24 protein-coding genes are annotated in these 23,613 nt (G+C 45.4%); 14 read left to right on the top strand and 10 right to left on the bottom strand.

From position 1 onward, the window contains the following. Positions 1-22: 22 nt before the first annotated feature. Both typA and QUB10_RS09580 read right to left on the bottom strand, forming a co-directional pair. Positions 23-1,813 (bottom strand): translational GTPase TypA, encoded by a 1,791-nt coding sequence (gene typA / locus QUB10_RS09585; RefSeq protein ID WP_333201558.1) that lies wholly within the window; start codon positions 1,811-1,813, stop codon positions 23-25. A 40-nt stretch (positions 1,814-1,853) separates the two neighbouring features. Beyond that, positions 1,854-2,072, bottom strand: coding sequence for a hypothetical protein (locus tag QUB10_RS09580; RefSeq protein WP_333201556.1), 219 nt, complete (start codon positions 2,070-2,072; stop codon positions 1,854-1,856). A gap of 14 nt (positions 2,073-2,086) precedes the next feature. Between QUB10_RS09580 and QUB10_RS09575 the strand changes: the two genes are divergently transcribed. The 3 genes from QUB10_RS09575 to QUB10_RS09565 are packed head-to-tail and all read left to right on the top strand — an operon-like array spanning position 2,087 to position 5,028. Next, the gene (locus tag QUB10_RS09575; protein ID WP_333140890.1) at positions 2,087-2,431 is read left to right on the top strand and encodes a type II toxin-antitoxin system RelE/ParE family toxin; all 345 of its coding nucleotides are present in this window, start codon (positions 2,087-2,089) and stop codon (positions 2,429-2,431) included. Further along, positions 2,403-2,789 (top strand): transcriptional regulator, encoded by a 387-nt coding sequence (locus tag QUB10_RS09570; protein WP_333140888.1) that lies wholly within the window; start codon positions 2,403-2,405, stop codon positions 2,787-2,789. The genes QUB10_RS09575 and QUB10_RS09570 overlap by 29 nt, the downstream gene beginning before the upstream one ends. Positions 2,790-2,847: 58 nt before the next feature. Further along, positions 2,848-5,028, top strand: a complete 2,181-nt coding sequence (locus QUB10_RS09565) for a pentapeptide repeat-containing protein (RefSeq protein WP_333201554.1) — start codon at positions 2,848-2,850, stop codon at positions 5,026-5,028. Between the two features lie 33 nt (positions 5,029-5,061). On the opposite strand, the gene QUB10_RS09560 is transcribed toward QUB10_RS09565, so the two are convergent. Beyond that, on the bottom strand, positions 5,062-5,502 hold the full coding sequence (locus QUB10_RS09560; protein ID WP_333201552.1) for a hypothetical protein: 441 nt from the start codon (positions 5,500-5,502) through the stop codon (positions 5,062-5,064). 236 nt (positions 5,503-5,738) lie between these two features. Here QUB10_RS09560 and QUB10_RS09555 point away from each other — a divergent pair, with 236 nt between their 5' ends. From QUB10_RS09555 to QUB10_RS09530, 6 genes are all read left to right on the top strand, one after another. Continuing rightward, complete coding sequence (locus QUB10_RS09555; protein ID WP_333055443.1) at positions 5,739-5,951, top strand: helix-turn-helix transcriptional regulator; 213 nt, start codon at positions 5,739-5,741, stop codon at positions 5,949-5,951. A 69-nt stretch (positions 5,952-6,020) separates the two neighbouring features. Beyond that, complete coding sequence (locus tag QUB10_RS09550; protein ID WP_333055442.1) at positions 6,021-6,245, top strand: helix-turn-helix transcriptional regulator; 225 nt, start codon at positions 6,021-6,023, stop codon at positions 6,243-6,245. A 225-nt stretch (positions 6,246-6,470) separates the two neighbouring features. After that, positions 6,471-7,304 (top strand): M15 family metallopeptidase, encoded by an 834-nt coding sequence (locus tag QUB10_RS09545; RefSeq protein ID WP_333201550.1) that lies wholly within the window; start codon positions 6,471-6,473, stop codon positions 7,302-7,304. Positions 7,305-7,534: 230 nt separating this feature from the next. Beyond that, a complete protein-coding gene (gene coaD / locus QUB10_RS09540) occupies positions 7,535-8,113 on the top strand; it encodes a pantetheine-phosphate adenylyltransferase (protein WP_333201548.1) in 579 nt (192 codons plus the stop codon). Further along, the gene (locus QUB10_RS09535; protein WP_333201546.1) at positions 7,996-8,682 is read left to right on the top strand and encodes a DivIVA domain-containing protein; all 687 of its coding nucleotides are present in this window, start codon (positions 7,996-7,998) and stop codon (positions 8,680-8,682) included. Before coaD ends, QUB10_RS09535 begins: the two co-directional genes overlap by 118 nt. A gap of 351 nt (positions 8,683-9,033) precedes the next feature. Continuing rightward, positions 9,034-10,086 carry an acyltransferase gene (locus QUB10_RS09530; protein WP_333201544.1) on the top strand — a complete coding sequence of 351 codons (1,053 nt, stop codon included), beginning with the start codon at positions 9,034-9,036 and terminating at the stop codon, positions 10,084-10,086. 14 nt (positions 10,087-10,100) lie between these two features. Here the strand turns inward: QUB10_RS09530 and QUB10_RS09525 are convergent, their stop codons facing one another. Further along, complete coding sequence (locus QUB10_RS09525; protein ID WP_333201542.1) at positions 10,101-10,832, bottom strand: TIGR04283 family arsenosugar biosynthesis glycosyltransferase; 732 nt, start codon at positions 10,830-10,832, stop codon at positions 10,101-10,103. A gap of 228 nt (positions 10,833-11,060) precedes the next feature. Here QUB10_RS09525 and ubiG point away from each other — a divergent pair, with 228 nt between their 5' ends. Both ubiG and QUB10_RS09515 read left to right on the top strand, forming a co-directional pair. Continuing rightward, entirely contained in the window at positions 11,061-11,906 is an 846-nt protein-coding gene (gene ubiG / locus QUB10_RS09520; RefSeq protein ID WP_333201540.1) for a bifunctional 2-polyprenyl-6-hydroxyphenol methylase/3-demethylubiquinol 3-O-methyltransferase UbiG, read from the top strand. Positions 11,907-12,277: 371 nt separating this feature from the next. Continuing rightward, the gene (locus QUB10_RS09515) at positions 12,278-13,186 is read left to right on the top strand and encodes an alpha/beta hydrolase (RefSeq protein ID WP_333201538.1); all 909 of its coding nucleotides are present in this window, start codon (positions 12,278-12,280) and stop codon (positions 13,184-13,186) included. Positions 13,187-13,267: 81 nt separating this feature from the next. Here the strand turns inward: QUB10_RS09515 and QUB10_RS09510 are convergent, their stop codons facing one another. The 5 genes from QUB10_RS09510 to QUB10_RS09490 all read right to left on the bottom strand — a co-directional run bounded on the left by QUB10_RS09510 (position 13,268) and on the right by QUB10_RS09490 (position 19,339). Beyond that, positions 13,268-13,711: a DUF4079 domain-containing protein gene (locus QUB10_RS09510; RefSeq protein ID WP_333201536.1), complete on the bottom strand. Its 444-nt coding sequence runs from the start codon at positions 13,709-13,711 to the stop codon at positions 13,268-13,270. A gap of 194 nt (positions 13,712-13,905) precedes the next feature. Then, positions 13,906-14,700: a WecB/TagA/CpsF family glycosyltransferase gene (locus QUB10_RS09505; protein ID WP_333201534.1), complete on the bottom strand. Its 795-nt coding sequence runs from the start codon at positions 14,698-14,700 to the stop codon at positions 13,906-13,908. A 442-nt stretch (positions 14,701-15,142) separates the two neighbouring features. Further along, positions 15,143-16,510, bottom strand: a complete 1,368-nt coding sequence (locus QUB10_RS09500) for an O-antigen ligase domain-containing protein (RefSeq protein ID WP_333201532.1) — start codon at positions 16,508-16,510, stop codon at positions 15,143-15,145. 105 nt (positions 16,511-16,615) lie between these two features. Beyond that, entirely contained in the window at positions 16,616-17,737 is a 1,122-nt protein-coding gene (locus QUB10_RS09495; RefSeq protein ID WP_333201531.1) for a glycosyltransferase family 4 protein, read from the bottom strand. 444 nt (positions 17,738-18,181) lie between these two features. Continuing rightward, positions 18,182-19,339 (bottom strand): glycosyltransferase family 4 protein, encoded by a 1,158-nt coding sequence (locus QUB10_RS09490; protein ID WP_333201529.1) that lies wholly within the window; start codon positions 19,337-19,339, stop codon positions 18,182-18,184. A 1,130-nt stretch (positions 19,340-20,469) separates the two neighbouring features. Here QUB10_RS09490 and QUB10_RS09485 point away from each other — a divergent pair. Both QUB10_RS09485 and QUB10_RS09480 read left to right on the top strand, forming a co-directional pair. Further along, complete coding sequence (locus QUB10_RS09485; RefSeq protein ID WP_333201527.1) at positions 20,470-20,610, top strand: hypothetical protein; 141 nt, start codon at positions 20,470-20,472, stop codon at positions 20,608-20,610. A gap of 27 nt (positions 20,611-20,637) precedes the next feature. Next, positions 20,638-20,919: an ATP-binding protein gene (locus QUB10_RS09480; RefSeq protein WP_445300756.1), complete on the top strand. Its 282-nt coding sequence runs from the start codon at positions 20,638-20,640 to the stop codon at positions 20,917-20,919. 28 nt (positions 20,920-20,947) lie between these two features. On the opposite strand, the gene QUB10_RS09475 is transcribed toward QUB10_RS09480, so the two are convergent. Further along, positions 20,948-21,637, bottom strand: a complete 690-nt coding sequence (locus QUB10_RS09475; RefSeq protein WP_333201525.1) for a CPBP family intramembrane glutamic endopeptidase — start codon at positions 21,635-21,637, stop codon at positions 20,948-20,950. A 364-nt stretch (positions 21,638-22,001) separates the two neighbouring features. Between QUB10_RS09475 and QUB10_RS09470 the strand changes: the two genes are divergently transcribed. Then, positions 22,002-23,591, top strand: coding sequence for an Hsp70 family protein (locus QUB10_RS09470; protein ID WP_333201523.1), 1,590 nt, complete (start codon positions 22,002-22,004; stop codon positions 23,589-23,591). Positions 23,592-23,613: the final 22 nt, after the last annotated feature.

Below are 23,613 nucleotides of genomic sequence, written 5' to 3'. Positions count from 1 at the left end.
TTTTGCCAGCCCTTAATTTGTTTTAGCGTTTGACCAACTTCTTAGAAACCTTCCGCAAGCGAATTGATTGTGGCGTTACTTCCACCAATTCATCCTGACCGATGTACTCCAAAGCGCGCTCCAAACTCATATCGACTGGCGCTTGCAATTGTGCCAATTCTTCACCGCCAGATGCGCGGTGGTTTGTCAACTGCTTTGACTTGCAAATATTCAGCTCCATGTCTTCATCTCGGTTGTTTTCTCCGATAATCATCCCTCTGTAAACCTTGGTTCCGGGGGTAATGAAAAATACGCCGCGGTCTTCAGCATTTTTCAGTGAATAAGTAGTTGCAACTCCTTCTTCAAAGGAAATCAATACTCCGTTGCGACGGGCGATAATTTCTCCACCGAGGGGGCGATAGTCGAGGAAGCTGTGGTTCATAATTCCAGCGCCGCGAGTCAACCGCATGAACTCGCCTCGGAATCCAATCAAACCGCGAGCGGGGACTGAAAATTCGATTTGGGTGCGACCGGTGCTGCTGACGTGCATATCTTGCATTTCTGCTTTCCGCTGACCGAGGCGTTCGATGCAGCCGCCGACTGCTTCTTCGGGTACGTCTAACACCAAACATTCAAAGGGTTCGCAGGGACGACCGCCGACTTCGCGGAAGATTACTTGGGGCTGGGATACTTGAAATTCGTATCCTTCGCGACGCATATTTTCGATCAGGATTCCGAGGTGGAGTTCGCCACGGCCGGATACGAGGAATTTGTCGGGAGATTCGGTTTCTTCGACGCGCAAGGCGACGTTGGTTTGGAGTTCTCGCATTAGCCGATCGCGAATTTGACGCGATGTTACCAAACTTCCTTCTTGACCGCAGAACGGCGAATCGTTCACAGAGAAAGTCATCTGCAAAGTCGGTTCATCTACCTTGATTAAAGGCAGCGCTTGCGGGTCGTTGGGGCAGGTAATTGTCTCACCAATATAGGCATCAGCAAAACCAGCAACGGCGACAAGATTACCAGCAGAAGATTCTGGGATATCAATCCGCTTCAGGCCTTCAAAGCCCATCAATTTGGTAATTTTTGATTTGACAAGCGCGCCGCTTTCTGTGATTAAGACTGCTTGTTGACCGATTCTAATCGTGCCGTTGTGGATGCGGCCGATGACGATACGACCGACGTATTCTGAGTAATCTAAGGTGGTTACTTGCAGTTGTAGTGGCTTGTTGGGGTCGCCTACGGGGGGCGGTACGTGGTCGAGGATTTCTTCAAACAGGGGCTTCATATCTACCCCTTCGTCTTCGAGGTGTTTTTTGGCGTAACCGCTTAAGCCGGAACCGAAGAGATAGGGAAATTCGCACTGATCGTCGTCAGCACCTAGTTCGAGGAACAGATCCAAAACTTTATCGACGGCTTTGTGGGGGTCGGCTCGCTCGCGATCGATCTTATTGACAAAGACGATCGGGCGCAGTCCTTTTTCGAGGGCTTTTTTGAGCACGAACCGGGTTTGGGGCATCGGGCCTTCGTTGGCGTCTACGATCAGCAGACAGCCGTCAACCATGCCGAGAACTCGTTCGACTTCTCCGCCGAAGTCCGCGTGTCCGGGGGTATCGACGATGTTGATCAGGGTTTCTCCGTACCTGACGGCGGTGTTTTTGGAAAGGATGGTAATGCCACGTTCGCGCTCGATGTCGTTGGAGTCCATGACGCAATCTGGGATTTCTTCCCCTTCGCGGAAGATCCCGGACTGTCTGAGGAGAGCGTCCACAAGGGTGGTTTTGCCGTGATCGACGTGAGCAATGATGGCGACGTTGCGAATGGGAAGACTCATAATGCGTCTGGAACGTTAAACGGATCTAACTAAAGATTTCTTAATAATTGTAGCGCATGAAGTCAAGGGCCGATCGAGCGCGGCTGTAAGATTGGAGTGCGATCGTCGCTAGAATCAAGATTATGGAAGCGCAACAAGCGTGAAATAGAGCGTTACACCACGCCTGACGGCAGAGTTTTTTTCGATCGGTGATCTTGAGTTGGCCCAGGTGAACAAGGTTGGATACGGGGCGATCGCCGGTATTAAGATGAGGGTGCAAGTTCGATCGACTTTATGGAAGTACAACCCAGAGATATTCAGCGTTATATCAGACAAAATGGCACAGTTCCCTTTGCAGAATGGTTTACAACCCTGCGGGATGTTAACGCTAAAATTAGGATTGATAAAAGGCTTCAGCGGGTTAGCGGTGGCAACTTAGGAGACTATCGCTCAGTTGGCGCAGGAGTCTGGGAATTAAGGATTGACTATGGCCCGGGCTACCGAATCTACTTTGGACAAGCGGGAGCTACGATTGTGCTTATCCTGTGCGGTGGAGATAAAAGCACTCAAGACCAAGACATTGTTAAAGCTCAGGAATACTGGAGAGATTATGAAAGACGCCAAAGTGCCGACGAGTGATAGTTATCATTCTTTTAAAATTTCCAATTTCAAAGACCCAAATTATGCTGCTGCTTACCTCTCACTGATCTTTGAAGAAGAGGAAGAAGGCGATTTAGAGATGGGAATAATGCGAAAATCGCTTCGAGATGTATTTGAGGCTCTGGGCGAACCAATTATGTCTGATGAGGAGGCCTCATTGCATCTGGAAAAATTAGATGTTTTGTTGTCGCAGAATGGAAGCGCCACAATTTATGCTTTGGCTAATTGGCTGAAGGCTTTGGGATTGAAGTTAACGGTTGTGGTTGATGAAGGGGATAAAGGGGAAGAGGAAGATTCTGTTGGTACTGCTGAATTGGCGGAAGTTGGTAATGTTTGATGACTCGCCCATTTCCCAAACATGGCTTTTTAAGTTTTTTTGATTTTAGGGTAGCACTATGTCAGAAACCGAACTAGATTTAGTATCAATAGCCACGAGAGTATTGCAGATTGAAGAAGAGCAAGTTATTCTGAAAAAATATTTAGCCAAACTTAAGAGGCAGTTAGAGGCACAGGAACAGCGATTTAACGATCGCCCTGAACCGCAAATGCTAGAAAGTTTGACTGCTGAAATTGCGTCCCTGCAACAGCCGTGTGATTTGGGAAATGGCGATATGTCTGTCATTGCCGATCGACCGATCGAGCTTGACACCGAGACAGAAAAGCAAAAGTCAGACTTTAAGTATCAGTTAGTATGCGATCGTCCCAACAGTCGTGCTGTGTTGATGGAAGCGCTATCACTAGCTCAAGAGCGGCTGATTATTGTTTGCCCTTGGCTCAATTGTAACAGCATTAATGATGAATTGCTGCAAAAATTTAGGGATTGCTTGAACCGAGGATGTTTGATAAATATTGGGTGGGGTTATCTGGGAGACAGGCAAAAAATCGGCAAGGGATGGCGCTACAATGCTTTGGCTGATTTGCAAGAATTAGCCAGCGAATATCCCGATAAATTTTGTCTCTATTTATTGGGAACTCACGAAAACTTTTTAGTGTGTGATTCTAGTTTTGCCATGTTGGGGAGTCATAATTTTCTGACTAACAGCGACCAAAGTGCAGAGAAAGAAGTGGGAATCCGCACGAATGACTGCCAAATAGTCAAGCAATTAATTGAGCGATTTGAAAGCAGCGAAGTATTAAATGAGGAGGAGATAGAAAGGCGGTTTGTAGCGAGTTCGGATTACTTGGATAGATCGGATTATTTGGAAGGATTGGCGCCGGATGCTGAAGATATGGCTTTAGAGGATAGCTGTGAGGATGTGGAGGATGAGTCTGAGGAATGTCTGGAACCCGTTGTTAGTGTTGAGGATTTTTGGGAGCGTTACACTCAGGGAGAAAGAGATTTTACTGGGATTAATTTAGCCGATGCTAATCTAACCGGTAAAAACCTAGCTTCTGATGTCAACCTGAGTAAAGCTAATTTGAAAAAAGCTAACTTAAGGGGTGTTAATTGGCAGAGCCTCAACCTCAGCGGCGCAATTTTGACGGGAGCAGATATGAGGGATGGTTATTTCTGTAGCACCAATTTTAGCGAAGCAAAATTAGGCGATGCCAATCTTGCTCAGGCTAATTTATCCAGTGCCAATATGAATCATGCCAACTTAGTCAACGCCAACCTTTCTCAGGCTAATTTATCCAGTGCCAATCTGAATCAGACAAATTTAATCTATGCCAACCTTGCTCAGGCTAGTTTATCCAGTGCCAATCTGAATCAGGCAAATTTAATCTATGCCAACCTCGCTCAGGCTAATTTACAATCAGCTAAACTAGAAAAAGCCAAATTAAGCAAAGCAAGCTTAAGAGGATCAAAGCTAGAATATGCAAATTTTAGTGAAGCCGATTTGAACGGTGCAAACCTCAGCGGTGCTAAACTCAATCAACAAACAAAATTCACAACGACCAACCTTGCTCAAACTAACTTAAGCGGGCTAAACTTGAGGAAAGTAGACATGAAAAATGCTGATTTGACAAATGCAAATCTGAGTAATTCTAACCTTTTAGAAGCCAACCTCGATCGAGCAAATCTCAAAGGAGTTCAACTTCAAGGAGCGATTTGCAATCAAGCAACTTTATTTCCTACTGATTTCGATCCCGTGAAAGCGGGCGCTTACTTAATTGCTCCTTATGTATCGCTGCAAAATGCCGAGCTAACTGGTAGGGACTTGAGCAGTGTTAACTTGATGGGAGCCAATTTACAAGGTGCTAATTTGATTTCGGCACAATTGAATAATTCCGATTTGAGAGATGTTAATTTAAGTGGGGCAAAACTTCAGGGATCAACACTGGATAGCACAAATTTGAGCAGAGCTAATTTAAGACAAGTTAACTTAAACGATGCAAGATTACACAGTGCCGATTTAACTACAGCAGACTTAACCGAAGCTGATTTGCGACAAGCTGACTTAAACAGTGCAAAACTGAGTGGTGCTGACCTAATTTCAGCCGACCTCCGCGCAGCAAATTTAAGTTATGCACACTTATCTGGCGCTAACTTAACTGGTGCAAAAATAGGGGGAGCCAACTTTACAAATGCTAAACTCACTGGTGCAATTATGCCCGATGGATCTACTCACGAATAAAATTAGTTAAGGGGTTTGCTAAACAAACTCTACTCAAAAAGCCTGAATACACTCTTTCATCAGACAATAAATGTTCCGCAGTAACTGCACCTGCAATTCTGACAACCCGTGCTTAATCTTACCTACCAACTTACCCCAGTTGAAGAGTTCTTCCACACCGCGAGACTGCCGAAATTTCCCCTCATAAAAATCTACCCAAAATATCGGTGCTTGATGTTGGCTGCTTCTCCAGCGTTTCCGCCACCGACTGCAATCTTGCAGCGTCGGCGGTTCGACTCCTAAAATTGGCGGCATATCTCCGTAGCTGACAAACCGACTAATCCCAACTCCCACAACGTGGATGACGTAAGCCCAGCAGCGAATGTCCCGAATCAGTTCTGGCTTGACTTTCAAGACTTTGGCAACTGCTTCTTTGGTTACAAAGCGAGAGAGTGGATTTATTTGCTTGGCTTCTGAGTTTTGTTTTGGTATCATGGTTGGTGACTCGGTGACTCCGACTTGTTTGGGGTGACTGCGACTTGTTTGGGGTGAATCCGACTTGATTTTGGGTGAATCCTACTTTTTGTTGGTGAATCCTACTTTTTGTTGGTGAATGCCAAATTGTCGGTCATTTGAATAAATAGCTGTTCGCTCTTCAGTTTTCGAGGCCGGGGGGCGATCGCTATTTATGATGTAAATATTTTAAGGCCAATACTGGCCTGTAGTCAAGAATGGGATTGATTAAGTTGCGGATTCGAGAGCTGGCTGCCGAGAAGGGTTGGACTTTGACAGAGGTTTCTGAGCGATCGGGAGTTCACTACAGCACGCTTAAGAATTATGCTCGTTCGCCCGGGTTAGCAACGGTTGACGTTACTCATTTGCAAAAATTAGCTCGAACTTTTGACCTGTTGATTGAAGATTTGTTTGATGTTGTGGAAGATTAGGCCCCGTCCTGCGGTTGCGGTGGTCGGCGCTTTCAATCTCATATATAGTATAGGTGAAATTTCACCCTAATGTCAAGAGGCGAATTGGTTAAATTGCGGATCAGAGAGTTTGCTGCTAGGGAAGGCTGGACGCTAAAGGAAGTAGCCGATCGCTCTGGAGTATCCTACAATACTGTTAAAAGTTATGCCCGATCGCCCGGTATGGCAATGGCTGACATCGGTGCTCTGCTAAAATTGGCGCGGACGTTTGATGTGTCGATCGAAGAATTGTTGGATTTTGTCGAACAACAGTAACAAATTACACTTAAAATAAACCAGCGCTACCAGCGCCAACCAGTTCGACCTCGCAGGGACGATCGACTGTGGGCCCAAGTAACAAATGCGAGAGTTGGCGGATGGGACGGGGCGAGGTCAGAAAGAGATGATATACTCTCAGCGGCAATTGTAGCTGTCCGATCGCCCATATCGGTCTACAATTTGTAACGTTGAGCCTTATTGAAGTGCAGGAGTGGAGCTGGCTTGGATAACGCTAGTCTGTCAAGAAAACCCGCGCAAGCCTCGGAGCTTGTCGCCGACGAAATTCCAGAAGCAGTGCGAGATCACCCATACCCAGAAGCAGGGCAGAGTCAGTCTAAGAAAAAAGGGCTGATTTGGAAACTGCTAGGGTTGGCCGCATTAGCCTTTGGGGTCAGCATCTGGCTGCACCTCAACTTTAACTTGTTCCCAGCCACCAGTCAGGCAGAGCAAACTCAACAAGACTCAGCGCCCACCAGTTCCGCGTCTCCGTCTGTCCCAAGTCCAGCTACCACCCCCAAAGCCACCGCCCCCGGCATCCCAGAAAACCTGCTGGGACACTTGCCGTACCCAGAAGCACCAGCAAAAGACTTGGTAAGCGTCACCTCCGACGGTAGCGTCAAACTCCGCACCTCAGCAGCAGCAAAATATCAGGAAATGGTCAACGCCGCAGCGGCATCAGGCATCTATTTCGCTCCCATATCCGGCTTTCGCTCCCTGCAAGACCAACAGCACGTATTTTTTGACGTGAAAGCCGAACGCAGGCAAAACGCCAGCAAGCGAGCCGAAGTCAGCGCCCCACCAGGTTACAGCGAACACCACACCGGTTATGCGATCGACATCGGCGACGGCAGCGCCCCGGAACACAACCTCAGTCCCAGTTTTGAAAATACCGAAGCATTCAAGTGGTTAGAAGCCAACGCCGTCGCCTTCAGCTTTGAAATGTCCTTCCCCAAAAACAATCGCCAAGGCGTCAGTTACGAGCCTTGGCACTGGCGGTTTGTGGGCGACAAGCAAAGCCTCGAAACTTTCTACAAAGCTCATTCGATGAAAAAGTAGAAGGAAGAAGGAAGAAGGAAGTTCGGCAACGGATTCTGTAACGGATGTAACGGATGTAACGGATGTAACGGATGTCCGTCAGAAGAAGGAAGAAGGAAGAAGGAAGAAGGAAGATTTTCCACATCTCCGGCTTTGCCACTCTGCCACTCTCCCACTGCCCCACTATCCTACTCTCCCATTCCCCTACTCCTCCACTCCTCCACTCCCCCCCACTCCGTTGAGCCAAACTCGTGATTGCAATCTATCCAGGCAGCTTTGACCCCATTACCTTCGGTCACGCAGACATTATCGAGCGGGGATCTAAACTGTTCGATCGGGTAATTGTTACCGTAGTCAGAAACCCCAGCAAAACCCCTCTGTTCACCGTAGAGCAACGGATCGAGCAGATCCTGCGCTCTACCCAACACTTGCCAAATGTAGAAGTAGACAGTTTTGAGGGTTTGACAGTAAACTATGCTAAGATTCGACAAGCCAAAGTGCTGCTGCGGGGGCTCCGGGTATTAACAGATTTTGAAATGGAACTCCAGATGGCCCACACCAATAAAACCCTTCTGGGTGAAATTGAAACAGTTTTTTTGGCAACTTCTAACGAGTACAGCTTTTTAAGTAGTAGTGTAGTTAAAGAAATAGCCAAGTTTGGTGGCTCCGTAGATCATCTTGTTCCGAAACACGTCGCCCTAGATATTTACAAATGTTACGCCAGCAGGAACCAACTCGCATCGAACCCGACACTACCGGACGCGGCACTGAGAACGAATCACCTCAGAACACAGCCACCTTCGGAGACCCCACCCGAACCGCAGGAGTAGACATCCAGCGGGAATTGAACAGGCTTGAGGAAATTGTTCTCGACAGTCCGCGAATTCCCATGACCAGACGCACTCTGGTGGATGAAGAACAGTTGCTCGATCAGTTAGACTTGGTGAGGCTAAATTTGCCGATCGCCTTTCAGGAAGCCGAGACGATCATCCGGCACAAGGACGACTTGCTTCAAGAGGCAGAACTTTATGCTCAGGAAGTGATAGAAGCAGCAGAACAGCGAGCTGCAGAAATTTTAAACGATATGGGCCTGCTTCAGCAGGCGAAGATAGAGGCAGATCAGTTGCGGCAGCAAGTTTTGCTCGACTGCGAGGCAATTCAGCAGGCGACGCTGGCGGAAGTCGAACAAATTCGCTACCAGGCTCAAGAGGAATTGGAAGAGATGAGAGTCAGGGCGATGGCTGAATGCGAGGAAATTCAAAACGGAGCCGATGATTATGCCGACCAAGTGCTCGATAATATCGAGCACAAGTTGAGCGATATGCTGCGCGTGATCCGCAACGGGCGCGAGCAGTTGGATAGTGTTTCTGCGTCGCACATCCATCACAACAACGGTTAGCCAACAGTGAACTCATTGCTTGAACATTTCTAAAAGTCTACCTAATTTAGGTAGATTTTTTTTCGCAATAGTTTTTATAGTTTTTATTCCTCAATCCCAGCACTCGGTGACTTGTTTTTGCCGACATAAGTTTTGTGAATATCAAAGCAAGTATAAAATTTTATGATATCCTACTATTCATACCAAATCCGGCTTAATTACCCCCTTTATCTCGCTTGTGCGTGGGAGGGCAGTTCCCTTGACTATTGAGCGATTTCAACCGCCGAATGATAAAAGGGATAGCCAACCCGGATTTTGTATCAGAAAAAACATTCCTAATTTGACTCAAATTGTGGCAATCTAATTTGAACCATGCAAAAAGTTTCTAATCGGTTCGCTGAATTTGATTTGATCCGAGCTTTAGCTATCGTTAGTGTGGTGATTACTCATGCGGGGTTCTTTACATTTCGCGATCGCAGAATTTTATTTGTGGCGATCGATACATTTCAACTATTTTGCGTACCAGCATTTTTATTGTTGAGCGGTTTTTTTCTCACCAACAAACTGGAAAACCAAAATAATCCCGCACTGGTAGTCAAAAAAAGACTGTCCAAAATTATACCCCCTTATCTGTTTTGGTCAGTAGCTGTGTACGTCTTAAATAATTTGGGAGAAATCCAAAAATTTGATTTACTTTCACTACTCAGAGATATCTTGACGGGTTCAGTAATGCCTCCCTATTACTTCATCGTTGTGATTGTTCAATGCTACGGCTGGTGGTGGCTGCTAGTGAAATTCAGAGTTTTAGAACCCAGAAAAGTTTTGGCTTTGGGCTTAACAATTCAAGCAATTTTTACAATCTTCTTCTACTTAACCGCTTTCAAATATATATCAATACCTCTACCTTTGATGGAGCGCTGGATTTTCAGTTGGATTTTGCCATTTTCAACAGGTCTATTTTTGGGCAGCTCGTATGACAGAATTCAACCCGTTCTCGAACGTAAAAAAATGCCAATTTTAGGGGCAACAATCCTTTTTTATCTAGCGAGCATTTGGGAATATTACCTGATAAGTGGAGTTAATTCGGAGGGATGGTTTCTCCGCTCGTTTTTTAAACTATCTGCTCAAGGATACGCAATTTTGTTCGTATTATCTATCCTCGCATTTTCTAAGAGTATCGCACTTCCCAGTAGAGTATCTGGGTTAGTCAAAATATTGGCTGCTTACTCATTCCCTATATATCTCCTGGATTCGACAGTAGTGATATATGTGTTGTTAGTGTTTTATAAGTTTATTGACCCGGTAAATCCCCTGCTGAAGCTCGGCTTTTTAGTTACGGGGACTTTGTTAGGTTGTTTGGCGATTATTTACCTGTTGGAAAAAGTTTTGCCCAAAAATTACAGGCAGTACATTTTGGGAATTTAATCAAATTTTCGGTTTCAGCGGATGTCTTCATAAAACTGCTGGAGATACCTTGGGGAAACGCCAAAACCCCACAAAAAACCAATCGCAAGATAGATCGCAATTGCTTTAAATTCGCCCCAATTCGCCACTCGTCGATCGCTACTTTCCACTACCCGATTGACTAACTTAAGTCTCCCCCGTCGCACTAACTTCAAACACAAATCCGCTTCCTCCATAATTGGCAGCGCAGCATCGAAACCCTCGCATTCCCAAAAATCGGTACGGCGACAAAAAATAACTTGGTCGCCAAACAGCAGGCGCAATCCTTGGAAAAATAAATGAGGTCGAAATAACAGCGGCGCGTAATAAGTTTTCAGGTAATTGTGGAGAGAAAAACCCCATCTTGTTTGCTGCGAACCAGCCATCAGGGAGATAAACCCGCCGCCGGCAATTTCGGCATCGGACAATGTTTTCTGGATGACTGCTACAATGTCGTCGGGAACTAAAGTATCAGCGTGGAGAAAGCACAGAATTTCACCGGTGGCGACTTGAGCACCTAAGTTCATTTGCAGGGAACGTCCGGCTATACTGCTAGAAATAACGCGGATGCCGGCGGAAAGTGCGATCGCGGCTGTGTCGTCTTGACTGCCGCCGTCTACCACCAACACTTCCCAAGCGGGAGGATTAAGGATGCTGAGTTGGCGGAGGGTGCGTTTCAGACAAGTCGCTTCGTTGAGGGCTGGGATGATAATAGAAACGCGATCCATCGGGTTGAAATTTATGCCAGAGATATTATAATAAAAAACTGTGGCGATTCACAACTAACGAGAACATAGAACTTACGCGCACAGATTCAAAAACCCGGTGTCTGCCTGTGAACTCGTCACGAAACATCCGATTTTCTACAGAAATTGGTTTTTTTGGCGTCAGTCCTATAAAATCACGCAAAAGTGCAATCGCCATCTATATTTTCCACTAATCAGGACTGAGAAACCGTGCAGAAAACAGAAGTAAAAAATGACTTAGAATTTTACGAGGAAAATGCCGATAATTGGTGGGACGAAAATGCTAAAATTTATGCCTTATACCATCTAAATAAACCCAGATTTGAGTTTTTCGACAGACACGCGACTAATTGGCAAGGGCTCAAAACCTTAGATGTCGGGTGCGGCGGCGGTTTTTCCTGCGAGTTTATGGCCGAGAGAGGTGCTATTGTTTCTGGAATAGATCGATCGCAAAAATGTATTGTAGCGGCTCAAAATCACGCAGTTACTAGCGGTTATGAGATTGACTACAAGCAAGGTTTTGCCGAAAATATGCCCTACGAAGACAATACCTTTGATGTTGTAATCTGCGTGGATGTTTTGGAACACGTGGCCGATTACAAAAAAGTTGTGTCTGAGGTTCACAGAATTCTGAAGCCTGGAGGATTGTTTTTTTTTGATACAATTAATCGAACTTTTTCGTCGCAAGTTGTGATGATTGGGCTGATGGAAAATATATTGCAGGAAATTAGGCGCGGTGTTCACGATTGGGAAAAATTTGTTACCCCGGATGAACTGTCTGTGGTAATGCGCGATACGGGTTTCGGCAAGATTGAAATTAAAGGTTTTGATATGTTTGGAGAAATGGGCGCTATTTTAGCCCTGATGCACGGTTTTTGGGGGAATCTTACAAGTGGAAAGCAGCTATTTCCTTCGGGGGAGAGTTTCCAACAAGTTTCTCAAGTGCTAATCTCTAATATCGCTAACTATTTTGATTACAAAAAGTCGGGCTTGTTTAAAATCAAAATTAATGAGGATACGTCGATTATGTATGTGGGCGTAGGGGCGAAGAATTAGTCGGTTAATTGGTGACTCTTGTCATTAGGGGCGGGTTTTAGACTGGTTTTTGCGATCGACAAATCCGGCTCAAACCCGCCTCTATTGCATTTTTTAGGGTACGCACGCAGCGGTACACCTTATCCTGTTGAGTGCAATACACATATTCCGTAGGCACGGTGCCGTATCCTTACTATATTGCGGGCAATTGAGAATTGCTATATTGGCGATCGCACGACAAACCTCAGCCTGGGCTGAGGGATACTGAGTATCGATCGAATTTTAATGACTCGCCCCAACTCCTCAAATAGCGATCGAGCAAGCATATATACTTAAATGTTAGGGCGGACAGAGTGGCATCGCCCCTACCGATTCACAATTTATCAAGAATTATGCCAGCAAGTTTTCTGCCAAAATCGATCGCACAACTCACAGAATCTACCTCAATTGCCTTAGCCCAAAGCATTCAACAAGCAGCAATTACAACTCCCCTATCTTCTGGGCCAATTGCCACAACCTATGTGCGCCAAGGCAGTGGCAACACACCAATTTTGCTAATTCACGGCTTCGACAGTTCCTTGTTTGAATTCCGCCGCCTGTTGCCGCTGCTAGCTGCCGAAAATGAAACTTGGGCGGTTGATTTATTGGGTTTTGGCTTTACAGAAAGATCGGCTGGTTTGGCATTCAGCGCGAGGGCAATTGAAAGTCATCTTTACTATTTTTGGAAAACGCTAATTTCGCAGCCTGTAATCTTAGTCGGTGCTTCAATGGGAGGTGCAGCAGCAATTGATTTCACTCTCAATTATCCCGAAGCTGTAAAACAATTAGTGTTAATAGATAGCGCAGGTTTTGCCATCAGTTCTAATAAGGGAAAGTTTTTAATTCCTCCTTTAGGATATTTGGCAACTTCATTTTTACGCAATCCCAAAATTCGCCAGCGAATTAGCGTCAATGCTTATTTCGATAAAAATTTTGCTTCTGTTGACGCTCAAACTTGTGCTGCTTTGCACTTGGAAATGCCCAACTGGAATCAAGCTTTAATTGCGTTTACCAAAAGCGGCGGTTACGGTGGTTTTGGGGAAAAATTATCGCAAATTCAGCAGCAGACGCTGATTTTGTGGGGAAAACAAGATCGGATTTTGGGGACGGCAGATGCGGAAAAGTTTGCAAGGGCGATCGCAAATTCTCAACTAATTTGGATACCCGACTGCGGGCACGTTCCCCACTTAGAAAAGCCACAGATTACCGCGCAGCATATTTTAGAATTCATCACCAAAAGCGGACTCACGCAAAAAAAATAAACTTAGGGTGCGCTGCGGCGCACCTTAAATATATGTTTTCACTTGCACATTTGATATAGTTTGAGGTCAAATAGACAGGTTTCAAACTTTCGGCAAATACTTTTGTACGATCGTCCATCCTGTGAGCAACACAGTCACAAATCCCCCAAACAAGGCCAAATTAGTGCCGATGTGGAGGGGACGCGCCCAAGGATGTTTAGGGCCAATTTGCAGCCCGCTTCCAACAGAAACCAACACCAAAGCCACAACAGCTAACCCCGCCGGTAAATGAGCCGAGTGACCCAAATTGCCGTAGTATCCTAGGGTACCGACTACACCAATTCCCAGCAGTAAAATTACCAAAGTCGCCATCCCCGCACCAGTGGCTAAATGAAAGGGACGCAGCCATTTTGGGCGCTGTTTTTTGGTACTCCTAGCGGCAAACATCCACGTTCCAGTAACGGCCAGCAACAGGTAAGCCAACAGGGAAACACCCATTGACCAAGCCGCTATTTTCCACAACCACAAGAAAGAAGGCAGATTCATCGGTTGCATCCCTAATTAGGATTTTCCACAAAAGGTTTCTTTCCGATTTTACCTGGACTTGAAAGCAAAAATGAATTATTTTGAGAGAAAGTGCGATCGGACTATCCACAGATTGCATCCGTCTTACCTTGAAGTCAAACGAACTTTCTCGGATACTCAGCTTAATTTATGCTAGAGATTTGTGGCTCACCTTTTTAGGAGCCACCTTTCCATTCTAGCTGGCTGGTTTTGCTCTCGATGAAAGGCATTTTATAAAACCCTAATTTTTGTTCTAAGATTAATCGGAAAAAAGGCAGACCTTCAATCAAATATCTTTTCCACAACCTTCTCGGTTCACTTAACAGTCGGTACGCCCATTCTATGCCGACTTCGCTCATCCATTTGGGAGCTCTAGCTTTGCAACCAGCTTCAAAATCAATGGTTGCACCTACGGCTAAGAAAATTTTGACGTGTGTTAATTTGCTCCTATATTTAACCAGCCATTTCTCTTGCTTGGGCGCTCCCACTCCTATAGCCAGAACTGTCGCTCCTGATTTATTTATATGGTCAATTATTTTTTCACATTCTTCTTCATTGTTTTCAAAGCCAAAAGAAGGAGAATGTGCTTCAACCACTATTTCTCTACCAATTTTTTGGTTAATTTTTTCCTGGGCTTTCTTAGCAATACCTTCAGCAGCTCCTAGCAAAAATATTTTAATCTTCTCGTTATCCTTGTGATACATATAAAATGCAGGAAACAAATCCGAACCAGAAATCTTTTCTTTGAGAGGAGTACCCAAAAACTTGGAGGCATACATCAATATTTGACTGTCGCAGACTCTATAAGTAGATGTATTGTAAGCTTCATAGAAGTCGCGGTCATACTGCAACTTAATCAAGTGGTCTACATTTGGCGTAAATACTACACCACCTTCGCAGTCGAGTTTTTCAAACAACTCTGTTATTGACAAGTTATCGATGGAGACATTCAATAAATTAACTGTTTTCATTTATTATTCCCTTCCCGCCTTATATTAAACTACAACTCAAACTATTATAACCCACAATACAGTTTCGTGTTTTAGCTACTTGGGCGCTTCAGTGAACATACTTTTCTCAGTATATCCTCCTAGACCATGCCTGTCTAGTCAGGATTTTTAAAGATTATGTAAAGAATCAGATCGTTTGAGAAAAAGTGTATAAAGCCCCTTTTTAAGTTTACAACTGGCAACACAGTTTCAATAAAAAAGCCATCCCGTGCTAATACTTGTTGAAGCACGGCAAATGAAGGTAAAAAAGAGTTTATGAGATTAAAATTTTAGCCGACTGAGAAATATCTCGCAACTTCTGAACTTGATTGCATACAAAAAGGGTAGATTTTTTAGTTTTTGTATTCAGCGAATGCAAGATATTTTCAAGCTTTGAGTGAAGCCGCGATCGCATTCCTGAAAATCATCCTAATTTTTGGTGAACCAGCGACTGTCTTCTTGGTGGCGAACTGGTTTTCTTGGCCTTAAGACTTTCTGGAGCTTTTAAGACCAGACCCGATATTCCTCCAGCAATCAGCGCAAAAATCGGGTTAGTCATAGCGTTCAAAACACAGTCAAACACGTACATAGTTAAGGCTACTCCCAGGGCTGCCGCGGGCGCTACTTTGGGATTAGACCAGGTTCTGGCGGGATACTTCACGCAAAAGACGATAACAGGAAGTAACAATGAAGAAAATAAACTAACTAAACCGACTGCACCGTTGACGCCAAATGCAATAATCCATAAGCTGTCGGTGACCGAGATATCATTACCGTACCCGTCGTACACGCGGTTTCCGCCGGAATCTCCCCAGCCAAAAAGAAATCTTTGCCGCGCTTTTTCCCCCAATATCTCTTCCATGTCAAATCTAAACTTCAAAGAGCCGGCTCGTTCTTCGCCAAATACTTGAGTGATGAAATGAATCACGTCTGTGCTCGAAAATTGACCCGATGCAGCTATGTACAGATAAAACACTATATATCCAATTATGAATAGCAGGGGCAAAGAGGTGCGAAACCACTTTGCCGAGAATAATAAGAGTAACGCGATTGCAAATAAACTGTAGGCGCCAGTAGAACGGCACAGGAAAAAAGCGATAGTTAATATAATTGCTAAAGTCTTGATGTTACGGCCCATAAACTTTTTAAGCGTCCCAGTTTGCCACAGCCAAACAGCCATTAAGGCGGCTGTCATCATCCACAGGCCCACCATCAAACCGTGCTGCATAAACACTACTGGTCTCCACCCCCCCAAACGCCTTGCTTGACCCCAGTCCTCAAAGGCATTGACGCCGTAAATCATTTGGTGCAAAATTGGGCCCCTAACCCCTTCAATTAAAGTAAAAGGAATGTAGGCTAACCCACCTGCAAAAATGCCGATCGCCAATTGTCGCAGCCCGTCTAAACTACCCACATACAAGCGTCCTAAAAAATAAGGCAAACCCCAAGTAACGATTTGGTTGAAAGTCGGAGAAATCGGGCTGCCACCATTACTAAGTTGTGAAACGATTGGGCACAAACACCAAATTACCATTGGCACATCCAGCCAACCGGGCTTAAAAGATGTGAGGCGCGCAGTATCGTAGATAAGAGTCCCCAGCAAAATGCCGTAGCAAGCTGCAGAGATTTTGGTATACGGTGGCAATGAGGGGATGGGATAAGAAGCTTGCGGCAAAAACAGCCATGCTACCACAAAACTTATAATTACTGCCCGCTGAGCCGGAAACCTCACAAACAGGTAAAAAACGACTGGAATAAAGCCGAACATAGCAAGTGGGATTAATGCAACCATAGGTCTTTTTTGGCAGTAAAATTGTAGAAAGACAACTGAAATTGCCGGATAAAAATTCTCGCTTAAACGATCGCCCAATCCCAATCTTTTAAATCCACCTCAATTTTACGTCTTGTTCGTTAATTGTGCTTGACGTTCCAAAGCAGTGTATAGTGCCGCCTCGAAGAGATTAGTTGCATCCTCCCAAGTATAATTTATCACCTTTTCCAAAGCATTCTCGGACATGGCGCGCCATTCGGCATCAGGCAACTGACAAATCTGCTCGATCGCTTTTGCCATATCCTCTGGGTCTTCTGGCTTGACAAGTATGCCACCCCCGCCAGCAAGTAGTTCCGGAGCCGCACCAGCAGGAGTGCCGATGACTGGAGTGCCACAAGCCATAGCTTCTAAAATTGGCAAGCCGACGCCTTCGGATCTGCTGGAAAACAGCCAAGCATCACATTTGCTGTAAAATTCTTTTAGTTGGTCTTGAGTCGGTTTCTTATTATACTCAGTGCCAGGCGGCAGAAAATTGGGAGGAGGAGTATGGCCGGAACCAAAGGCAACTAAACGAAGGTGGGGAATTTTTTTAGCAGCTATAGAGAAAGCTTTCAGGGCAATATCGCAGCCTTTCCAAGGAGTTGTAGTATAGTACATCCCGACTGTGGGAACTAATTGCTTGCCTCGCGGCTGCTTCGCTCGCGACTGGGGGTCGAAAAACTGTTTGGTGTCCACGGTGGGAGGGACGAGAGATACAGACAAATCGCCGTATTCATTCCGAGCTATATCGGCCAGCCACTGGGCCACAGCGATTTTGTGCATCGGCAGCCTCCAAGTTGCCTCTACTCGACCTTTTGGTACGTAGTCAAAAGCCTCGTAGTGTTGGAGAAAATATACTTTCGTTCCTTTGCTGGGAGAGAGTTTTGCCACCCACTCGGCAGTTTCCCACCAAGTAGCCATGACAATATCGGCATCAGGTACGTCCAGGTCGGTAATTGGACGGTAGGTTTCGAGAACTCGGTGTTCGACATCCACCTTGTCAAAGTGAGAGTGTTCTTTCTTTGGAGCGGACTCCCAACCCCTACCTCTGAGCAGCGAGCGCAATTGTTGGAGCCCAGTCGGTTGCGGCGGGGGCGTGGAGACGATCAGTATTTTGTGTCCTCGCTTTTGAAGAAGTTTTGTGTAGATAGATAAAACTCTCATGCCACCTGTAAGACCAAGGGTAGGAAGGACAAAAGTAATTTTCATGAGTAGATGCTGAAGATTGATACTGGTTAAAACTCCTCCATAACAAAAAGTTCGCACTTACCAGCCTCTGTTTGGCTTTTCTGCGGGGTGCGGATCTCTGCAGGAGGCGATCGTAACTCGATAGTCGAGCCGATCTTACTTTGTCGTCAGGGACTTTTCCCCATTACAAATCGGGAGATGTTTGACGACTAGATAAGTTTAACCTGTAACGGAGCCAGCCTTAAAACCTCCGTTGCCCTCTGGTTCAGATTTGGGCAGAGCAATTTATAACCAGTATTCCCTCGTCGGTGCGGTCAGAATTCGTCTCTAGACTGCGGCGTAGAAAACAGGACAGAGGCGATTTTAGTTGTGGCAAAAGCACCCCACCAAACGATATTGAGTTTCTCCCCAGAATCCGGCGCCGAAAACGCCCGTAGCGCCGAATTTCAAAGGGCCGCGCGGCACTTAGCATCCAACCGGAATTTTTCCTTGGGTTACATCGTAGTAGGGAGAACAGGAAACTATGTTAACCTCGCGCTGCTTAGATTTGTCTACAGCAACTTTCAATGCCGCTTCAAAATGATCCGTGGCATCTTCCCAAGTATAATTGTTCACCTTGGCATAGGCGGCGTCCGACATGGCTTGCCACTTGGAATTTGGCAACTGACAGATAGACTCTATGGCTTTGGCCATTTCTTCGGGATCTTCTGGTCTTACAAGTATGCCAGTACCGCCGCTCAAAATTTCAGGAGCAGCACCTGCTGGGGTACTGATGACGGGAGTGCGGCACGCCATCGCTTCGATAATTGGCAAGCCGAAGCCTTCTGAGCGGCTCGCCAGCAGCCAAGCATCGCATTTGCTGTAATAGTCTTTGATTTTGTCTTGGTCGGGTTGAATTACATACTCGGCATTGGCCGGTAAGGGCAATTCCGAGGATGGGGCCCCTGTACCGAAGGCAACCAGACGCAGGTTGGGGATGTTTTCGGCCGCTAGGGAAAAAGCTTTGAGGGCGATGTCGGTTCCTTTCCAGTAGATTGTAGAGTACATTAGGCCAACTGTAGGAACCGATTGTTTGTTGCGAGGACAGGCGTAAAATTGCTTGGTGTCCACGGTAGGAGGAGCTAAGGAAACTTTGCTATCGCCATATTTAGTCCGAGCTAGCTCAACTAACCACTCTGAGATCGTAATTTTGTGCAGGGGCAGCATCCAAGTTGCTTCTACTCTACCTTGAGGTAGATAGTCAAAAACTTCGTGGTGCTGGATAAAATAAGCTTTTGCTCCTTTGCTGGGAGAGAGTTTTGCTACCCACTCGGCGGTTTCCCACCAGGTGGCAACTACTACGTCAGCGTCAGGTACATCTTTGTCTTCTACCGGGCGGTAGCGATCGGTAATTTTGTGTTCTACACCTAACTTATCGAAAAATGAGGGTTCGTTTTCAGGTGGGGAAATCCAACCCCCTCCCCGCAGCAGCGACTTGACTTGCTGGCGCATACTCGGCTGGGGACGGGGTACAGAGATGACGAACACGGAGTGTCCTCGCTTTCTCAAAAGTTCGGCGAAAATAGATATTACTCGTATTCCACCAGTCAGAGACAGAGTAGGAAGAACAAAGGTGATTTTCATTTTTAAGTCCCGCTGACGACTTTAACTCGCTTTCGGCGCTGCTACCAGCGCTGATGTTAGATCCCAAAAGGAAAGGGGGGCGGGTGAATATTAATTACCGCTTTCCTGGTGTTTACATAGAATCTAACCGATCGACTGTTCGCAACACCCCAACATCTATCTGCCAAAACTTCACTGTCATTGCATTGATAATAACGATTGATGTGATCGCGAAACAGTTCCTATAGGGATAAGTTGCCGAGCAGCGAAATTTCCTTCTGAAGATAGATCCCTCATCAAATAGGAGCTTTGTTCGCGACAAACACCAAGCTAGACAACACCCTCTGTTAAAGATAACATCATTTACGATCAAACAGACAGGGATGTACGGTAAACCGAATATCAGCCAACTTTTAATGTGGGGGATAAAGGTAGCATTAGCAACAATATGCAGTAGATTGACATCGCCTTTGGCAAAATTTTATACTGCATTCAAGAGGGAAATTCTTATCTTGAGAATGTTGATGGCCCCATTGAACTAACAGATATAAATACCATCAGTGGCTGTGATTTTTTGGTAACTGTGCAGTCGGCATTGCTTGATACACTATCCTATTTTGTCAAGATTCAGAGATGGTGGTTTTCTCAGATACCTGCAGGGGCGCGATCGCGCGAATCACCGTCGTGGACGTGCGAATGAGGGGAGAAACCCTGTTTTTCAAGCGATATCCCTCGCCCTCACTTGTCGTATGTTCCTGAAAAAACCTGCTTGAGGCGTCCACTGTTTGAAAAAATAGGTTTCCCAATCGTGCTACAGAACATAGAGTTTCACCAATATAAATTTAATTAGCTGCCTGAGTTTTAAATTTGTTAATAAAAGGCGATCGCCTGAAAAAATTCCCAAAAGAGACTGCCACTGCGGGGCAGAGTATATGTAGCGTTCCTGCCCAATTCCTGTCTAAGTAATTACCGTAACAAAACTTCAGCAGAAATTATCAAATCACCCTATAAAGATCAAAGGAATACTCAAGGTGGATCGGCCTATATCGTGCAAACTTTGACTCCTAAGCAGTAGCAGCAGCTTCGTGATATGTATCAAACGATTTCGCCTACAAAAAATTGGATGTTATGAAAGCATAATTTTTCCTAAGTTGGCAATTCCAGATGACAATCGGTGTGATCTTGGGGGCCCGGCCGCCGATGCTTGTAGCGATATGTGGGCCAGTTTTCATGCAGCTAAAATTATGCGATCGCCAGCAAAACCCAACCTAGAATTAAAAGCAGATGGCTGAACGGAAAGCATCTTCCTGTGGGAAGATATGAAGGTTAGATTATTGCACAGCATCAGTCAAGAACCCAGTTCGGATATTCCGGCTGCTGAAGAATGGATTAGTTTCACAGTCAGCGATACTGGAATTGGAATGAATACAGAGCAAATTGAGAGAGTATTTCAAGGTTTTACGCAAGCGGACGAGTCTACTACTCGCCGTTACGGCGGTACGGGTTTGGGATGGGCAATCGCCCAGAAATTCTGTGTGATGATGGGGGGAGATATTAGTCGGGAGAACGAGTTGGAAAAACTGTCAATTTTTACTGTATAATTGCCGACGATATTCGCTGAAAAAGCAGCTAGTTAAAGAGGATTTGCCAACCAATAATTGCCAGGGCTAAATCTGCGATCGCGTGGCTGATATAACTCGACCACAGCGAACGGTAAGTCAGATAAGAATGCGACCAAATTATCCCGGCGGCGAAGACAGCTAAGGAACCTAAGATCACAGCCGGCCAGTCGCTGTAAGCTGCTATTACAAAAATGTGGTGGAGCGTGAAAAATAGCGAGCTCAGAAATATTGCTTTTGTTCCCGGTATGAGAATCTGGCACTTGTTGCAGACAAACCACCGCCAAGTAAATTCTTCGATTAATGAGTTAACTAGCACAAAATATGCTTCAACAATTAAGTAAATATTAGGGCTGCTAATACCTAATTGGTGCGATTTTTGTTTAGCAACTACAGGATCGATCCAGTGCTGGCCGAAAAGCCGATAGATACCTAGAATCATCGCAAACATGAATATTCCCCAAATAGCTCCTGCCAGCAATTCTTGGCGCTTGGGCAGGGATAAATGCAGCTTTTTGCGATCGACAAAAACAGACCACGCGATCGGAAAAACTAGCAACCAAACTTGACAAAAGACTGACAGTGTTTGTCCCCAGCTTCCAGGGGCAATATACAAGGCTGCTACTATACCAATACTAGCAGCAGGGACAAGCAGTGTTAGAGCCAATAGTGCTGTTTTGCGATCGCCCATATCCAGCATTTTGCACGCTTCCTTTAAAAATAGGATTGAGATCAAAGGAAAAAGCTTGGTGGCGGCGGACAAGTTATACCACTTTCAATAAACAATGCAACTGTATGCCCAAATTCCCAACCCTTATGCAGTCAGTCATTCTCAATTTTTTAATCTAAAATGTAAAATGGTATGAGTTTTGTACAGTTTACAAAAGTTGCGCTTATTTGTTGCCACAAAAATATGCAGTTGCACAAAATTGAAGACTCCGCCGCTAAAGCTGTTCCAGTTGTAACAAAATCTTTATTCAAGCACAATTTGAGAATCTATTTGCATTTGCCGCTCCAAATACCATATTATAATCTAATCCCTAGTAGCTGTGTATTTTGGCTGAATGACGATCGCAATTGACTTTGGAACTAGCAACACCGTCGTCGCTCGCTGGAATCAAGTCCTCCAGCAGCCCGAAACTTTAAAATTACCGGGATTGTCGGCAATCTCGGCTCAAAATCCGCCCCTAATTCCCAGTTTACTCTACGTTGAGGACGCTGCTCAAAGTAAAGTCATACTCGGTCAGCAAGTCCGCGACAAAGGCCGGGATTTGAGTGGAGATTCTCGGTTTTTTCGCAATTTTAAGCGGGGAATTGGCACTTCTGTTCAGGGTTTTGTGCCGGAACTTGACGGACAACTTATTACTTTTGAACAAGTAGGTGAGTGGTATTTGAGTCAAATTGTGAACTCAATTCGCGAACTGCCCTTGCCGATCGATTCTTTGATTTTTACTGTGCCGGTAGATAGTTTTGAAGCTTACCGCCATTGGTTGGGCAAAGTGTCACAATCTCTGCAAGTAGAACAGGTGCGGATGTTGGATGAACCTACGGCGGCTGCTTTGGGTTACGGTTTAGCCGATCGCGAAAATCTGTTAGTCATTGATTTCGGGGGTGGCACTCTAGACCTTTCTTTAGTGCGTTTGGACGCTTCCGCCGACAAAAAGCCCCTCGGTTTTATTCTTAAGTGGGGCGAAAAGTTATTAGCTGAATCTTCAGCGCAAAAAACAAAAGTTGCCCGCGTTTTGGCTAAAGCCGGACAAAATTTAGGCGGTTCTGATATTGATAATTGGCTTGTTGACTATTTTTTCAAAACAAAAGGGCTGGCAAAATCTCCGATTACAACGAGATTGGCAGAACGGTTAAAGATTCAGTTGTCTTTGGTGAATCAGGCAGTTGAGGTTTATTTTGATGACGAAAATTTTGAGAGTTACGAATTAGAATTAGACCGAACTCGTTTTGAATCTATCCTCGCGGAACATCAATTTTTTGACAAACTCGACGACTGCATGAATCAAGTATTGCAGCAAGCGCGGCGCCAAGGCTTAGAAATTGGCGATATCGATGCAGTTTTGCTAGTTGGCGGTACTGTGCAAATTCCCGCTGTCGGGCGTTGGGTGCAGCAATATTTCGAGCCGGCCAAAATTCGCTGCGACAAACCCTTTGAGGCGATCGCCCAAGGTGCTCTGCAACTGAGTCAAGGCATAGAAATCAAAGATTTTCTCTATCACAGTTACGGAATTCGCTACTGGAACCGCCGCGACAATTGCCACAGTTGGCACAGTTTAATCAAATCCGGCCAGTCCTATCCGATGAGCGAACCGGTAGAATTAGTCTTGGGGGCTTCTTTAGAAAATCAGCCAAGTATAGAATTAATTATCGGCGAATTGGGAGCGGAAACTGGTGGCACGGAGATATATTTTGACGGCGACAGGCTAATTACTCGCCAACTCGCGGGCCAAACATCGGTACAGCCTCTAAATGATAAAGAAGGAGCCCGCAGTATCGCTCAATTGACGCCGCCTGGGTATCCAGGGAGCGATCGCATAAAAGTTTTGTTCCGCGTTGACGAACAGCGCTTTTTACGCATTACGGTGGAAGATTTGCTGACAAATGAAACTTTGTTAGAGGATAAACCAGTGGTGCAGCTAAGTTAAGCATTCCTGAACGCATAGGAGC

It is taken from the genome of Microcoleus sp. B5-D4 (assembly GCF_036705145.1).
In the GTDB taxonomy this organism is placed as follows: Bacteria; Cyanobacteriota; Cyanobacteriia; order Cyanobacteriales; family Microcoleaceae; genus Microcoleus.
Note: the sequence above shows the minus strand (reverse complement) of the source record. Positions and strands in the feature narration are given on the sequence as shown.

Coding starts and splice junctions, on each gene's coding strand:
- typA (WP_333201558.1), bottom strand. CDS start 1,813: ATGAGTCTTCCCATTCGCAACGTCGCCATCATTGCTCACGTCGATCAC.
- QUB10_RS09575 (WP_333140890.1), top strand. CDS start 2,087: ATGGAAGTACAACCCAGAGATATTCAGCGTTATATCAGACAAAATGGC.
- QUB10_RS09570 (WP_333140888.1), top strand. CDS start 2,403: ATGAAAGACGCCAAAGTGCCGACGAGTGATAGTTATCATTCTTTTAAA.
- QUB10_RS09565 (WP_333201554.1), top strand. CDS start 2,848: ATGTCAGAAACCGAACTAGATTTAGTATCAATAGCCACGAGAGTATTG.
- QUB10_RS09560 (WP_333201552.1), bottom strand. CDS start 5,502: ATGATACCAAAACAAAACTCAGAAGCCAAGCAAATAAATCCACTCTCT.
- QUB10_RS09555 (WP_333055443.1), top strand. CDS start 5,739: ATGGGATTGATTAAGTTGCGGATTCGAGAGCTGGCTGCCGAGAAGGGT.
- QUB10_RS09550 (WP_333055442.1), top strand. CDS start 6,021: ATGTCAAGAGGCGAATTGGTTAAATTGCGGATCAGAGAGTTTGCTGCT.
- QUB10_RS09535 (WP_333201546.1), top strand. CDS start 7,996: ATGTTACGCCAGCAGGAACCAACTCGCATCGAACCCGACACTACCGGA.
- QUB10_RS09530 (WP_333201544.1), top strand. CDS start 9,034: ATGCAAAAAGTTTCTAATCGGTTCGCTGAATTTGATTTGATCCGAGCT.
- QUB10_RS09525 (WP_333201542.1), bottom strand. CDS start 10,832: ATGGATCGCGTTTCTATTATCATCCCAGCCCTCAACGAAGCGACTTGT.
- QUB10_RS09515 (WP_333201538.1), top strand. CDS start 12,278: ATGCCAGCAAGTTTTCTGCCAAAATCGATCGCACAACTCACAGAATCT.
- QUB10_RS09510 (WP_333201536.1), bottom strand. CDS start 13,711: ATGAATCTGCCTTCTTTCTTGTGGTTGTGGAAAATAGCGGCTTGGTCA.
- QUB10_RS09505 (WP_333201534.1), bottom strand. CDS start 14,700: ATGAAAACAGTTAATTTATTGAATGTCTCCATCGATAACTTGTCAATA.
- QUB10_RS09500 (WP_333201532.1), bottom strand. CDS start 16,510: ATGGTTGCATTAATCCCACTTGCTATGTTCGGCTTTATTCCAGTCGTT.
- QUB10_RS09495 (WP_333201531.1), bottom strand. CDS start 17,737: ATGAAAATTACTTTTGTCCTTCCTACCCTTGGTCTTACAGGTGGCATG.
- QUB10_RS09490 (WP_333201529.1), bottom strand. CDS start 19,339: ATGAAAATCACCTTTGTTCTTCCTACTCTGTCTCTGACTGGTGGAATA.
- QUB10_RS09480 (WP_445300756.1), top strand. CDS start 20,638: ATGAAGGTTAGATTATTGCACAGCATCAGTCAAGAACCCAGTTCGGAT.
- QUB10_RS09475 (WP_333201525.1), bottom strand. CDS start 21,637: ATGCTGGATATGGGCGATCGCAAAACAGCACTATTGGCTCTAACACTG.
- QUB10_RS09470 (WP_333201523.1), top strand. CDS start 22,002: ATGACGATCGCAATTGACTTTGGAACTAGCAACACCGTCGTCGCTCGC.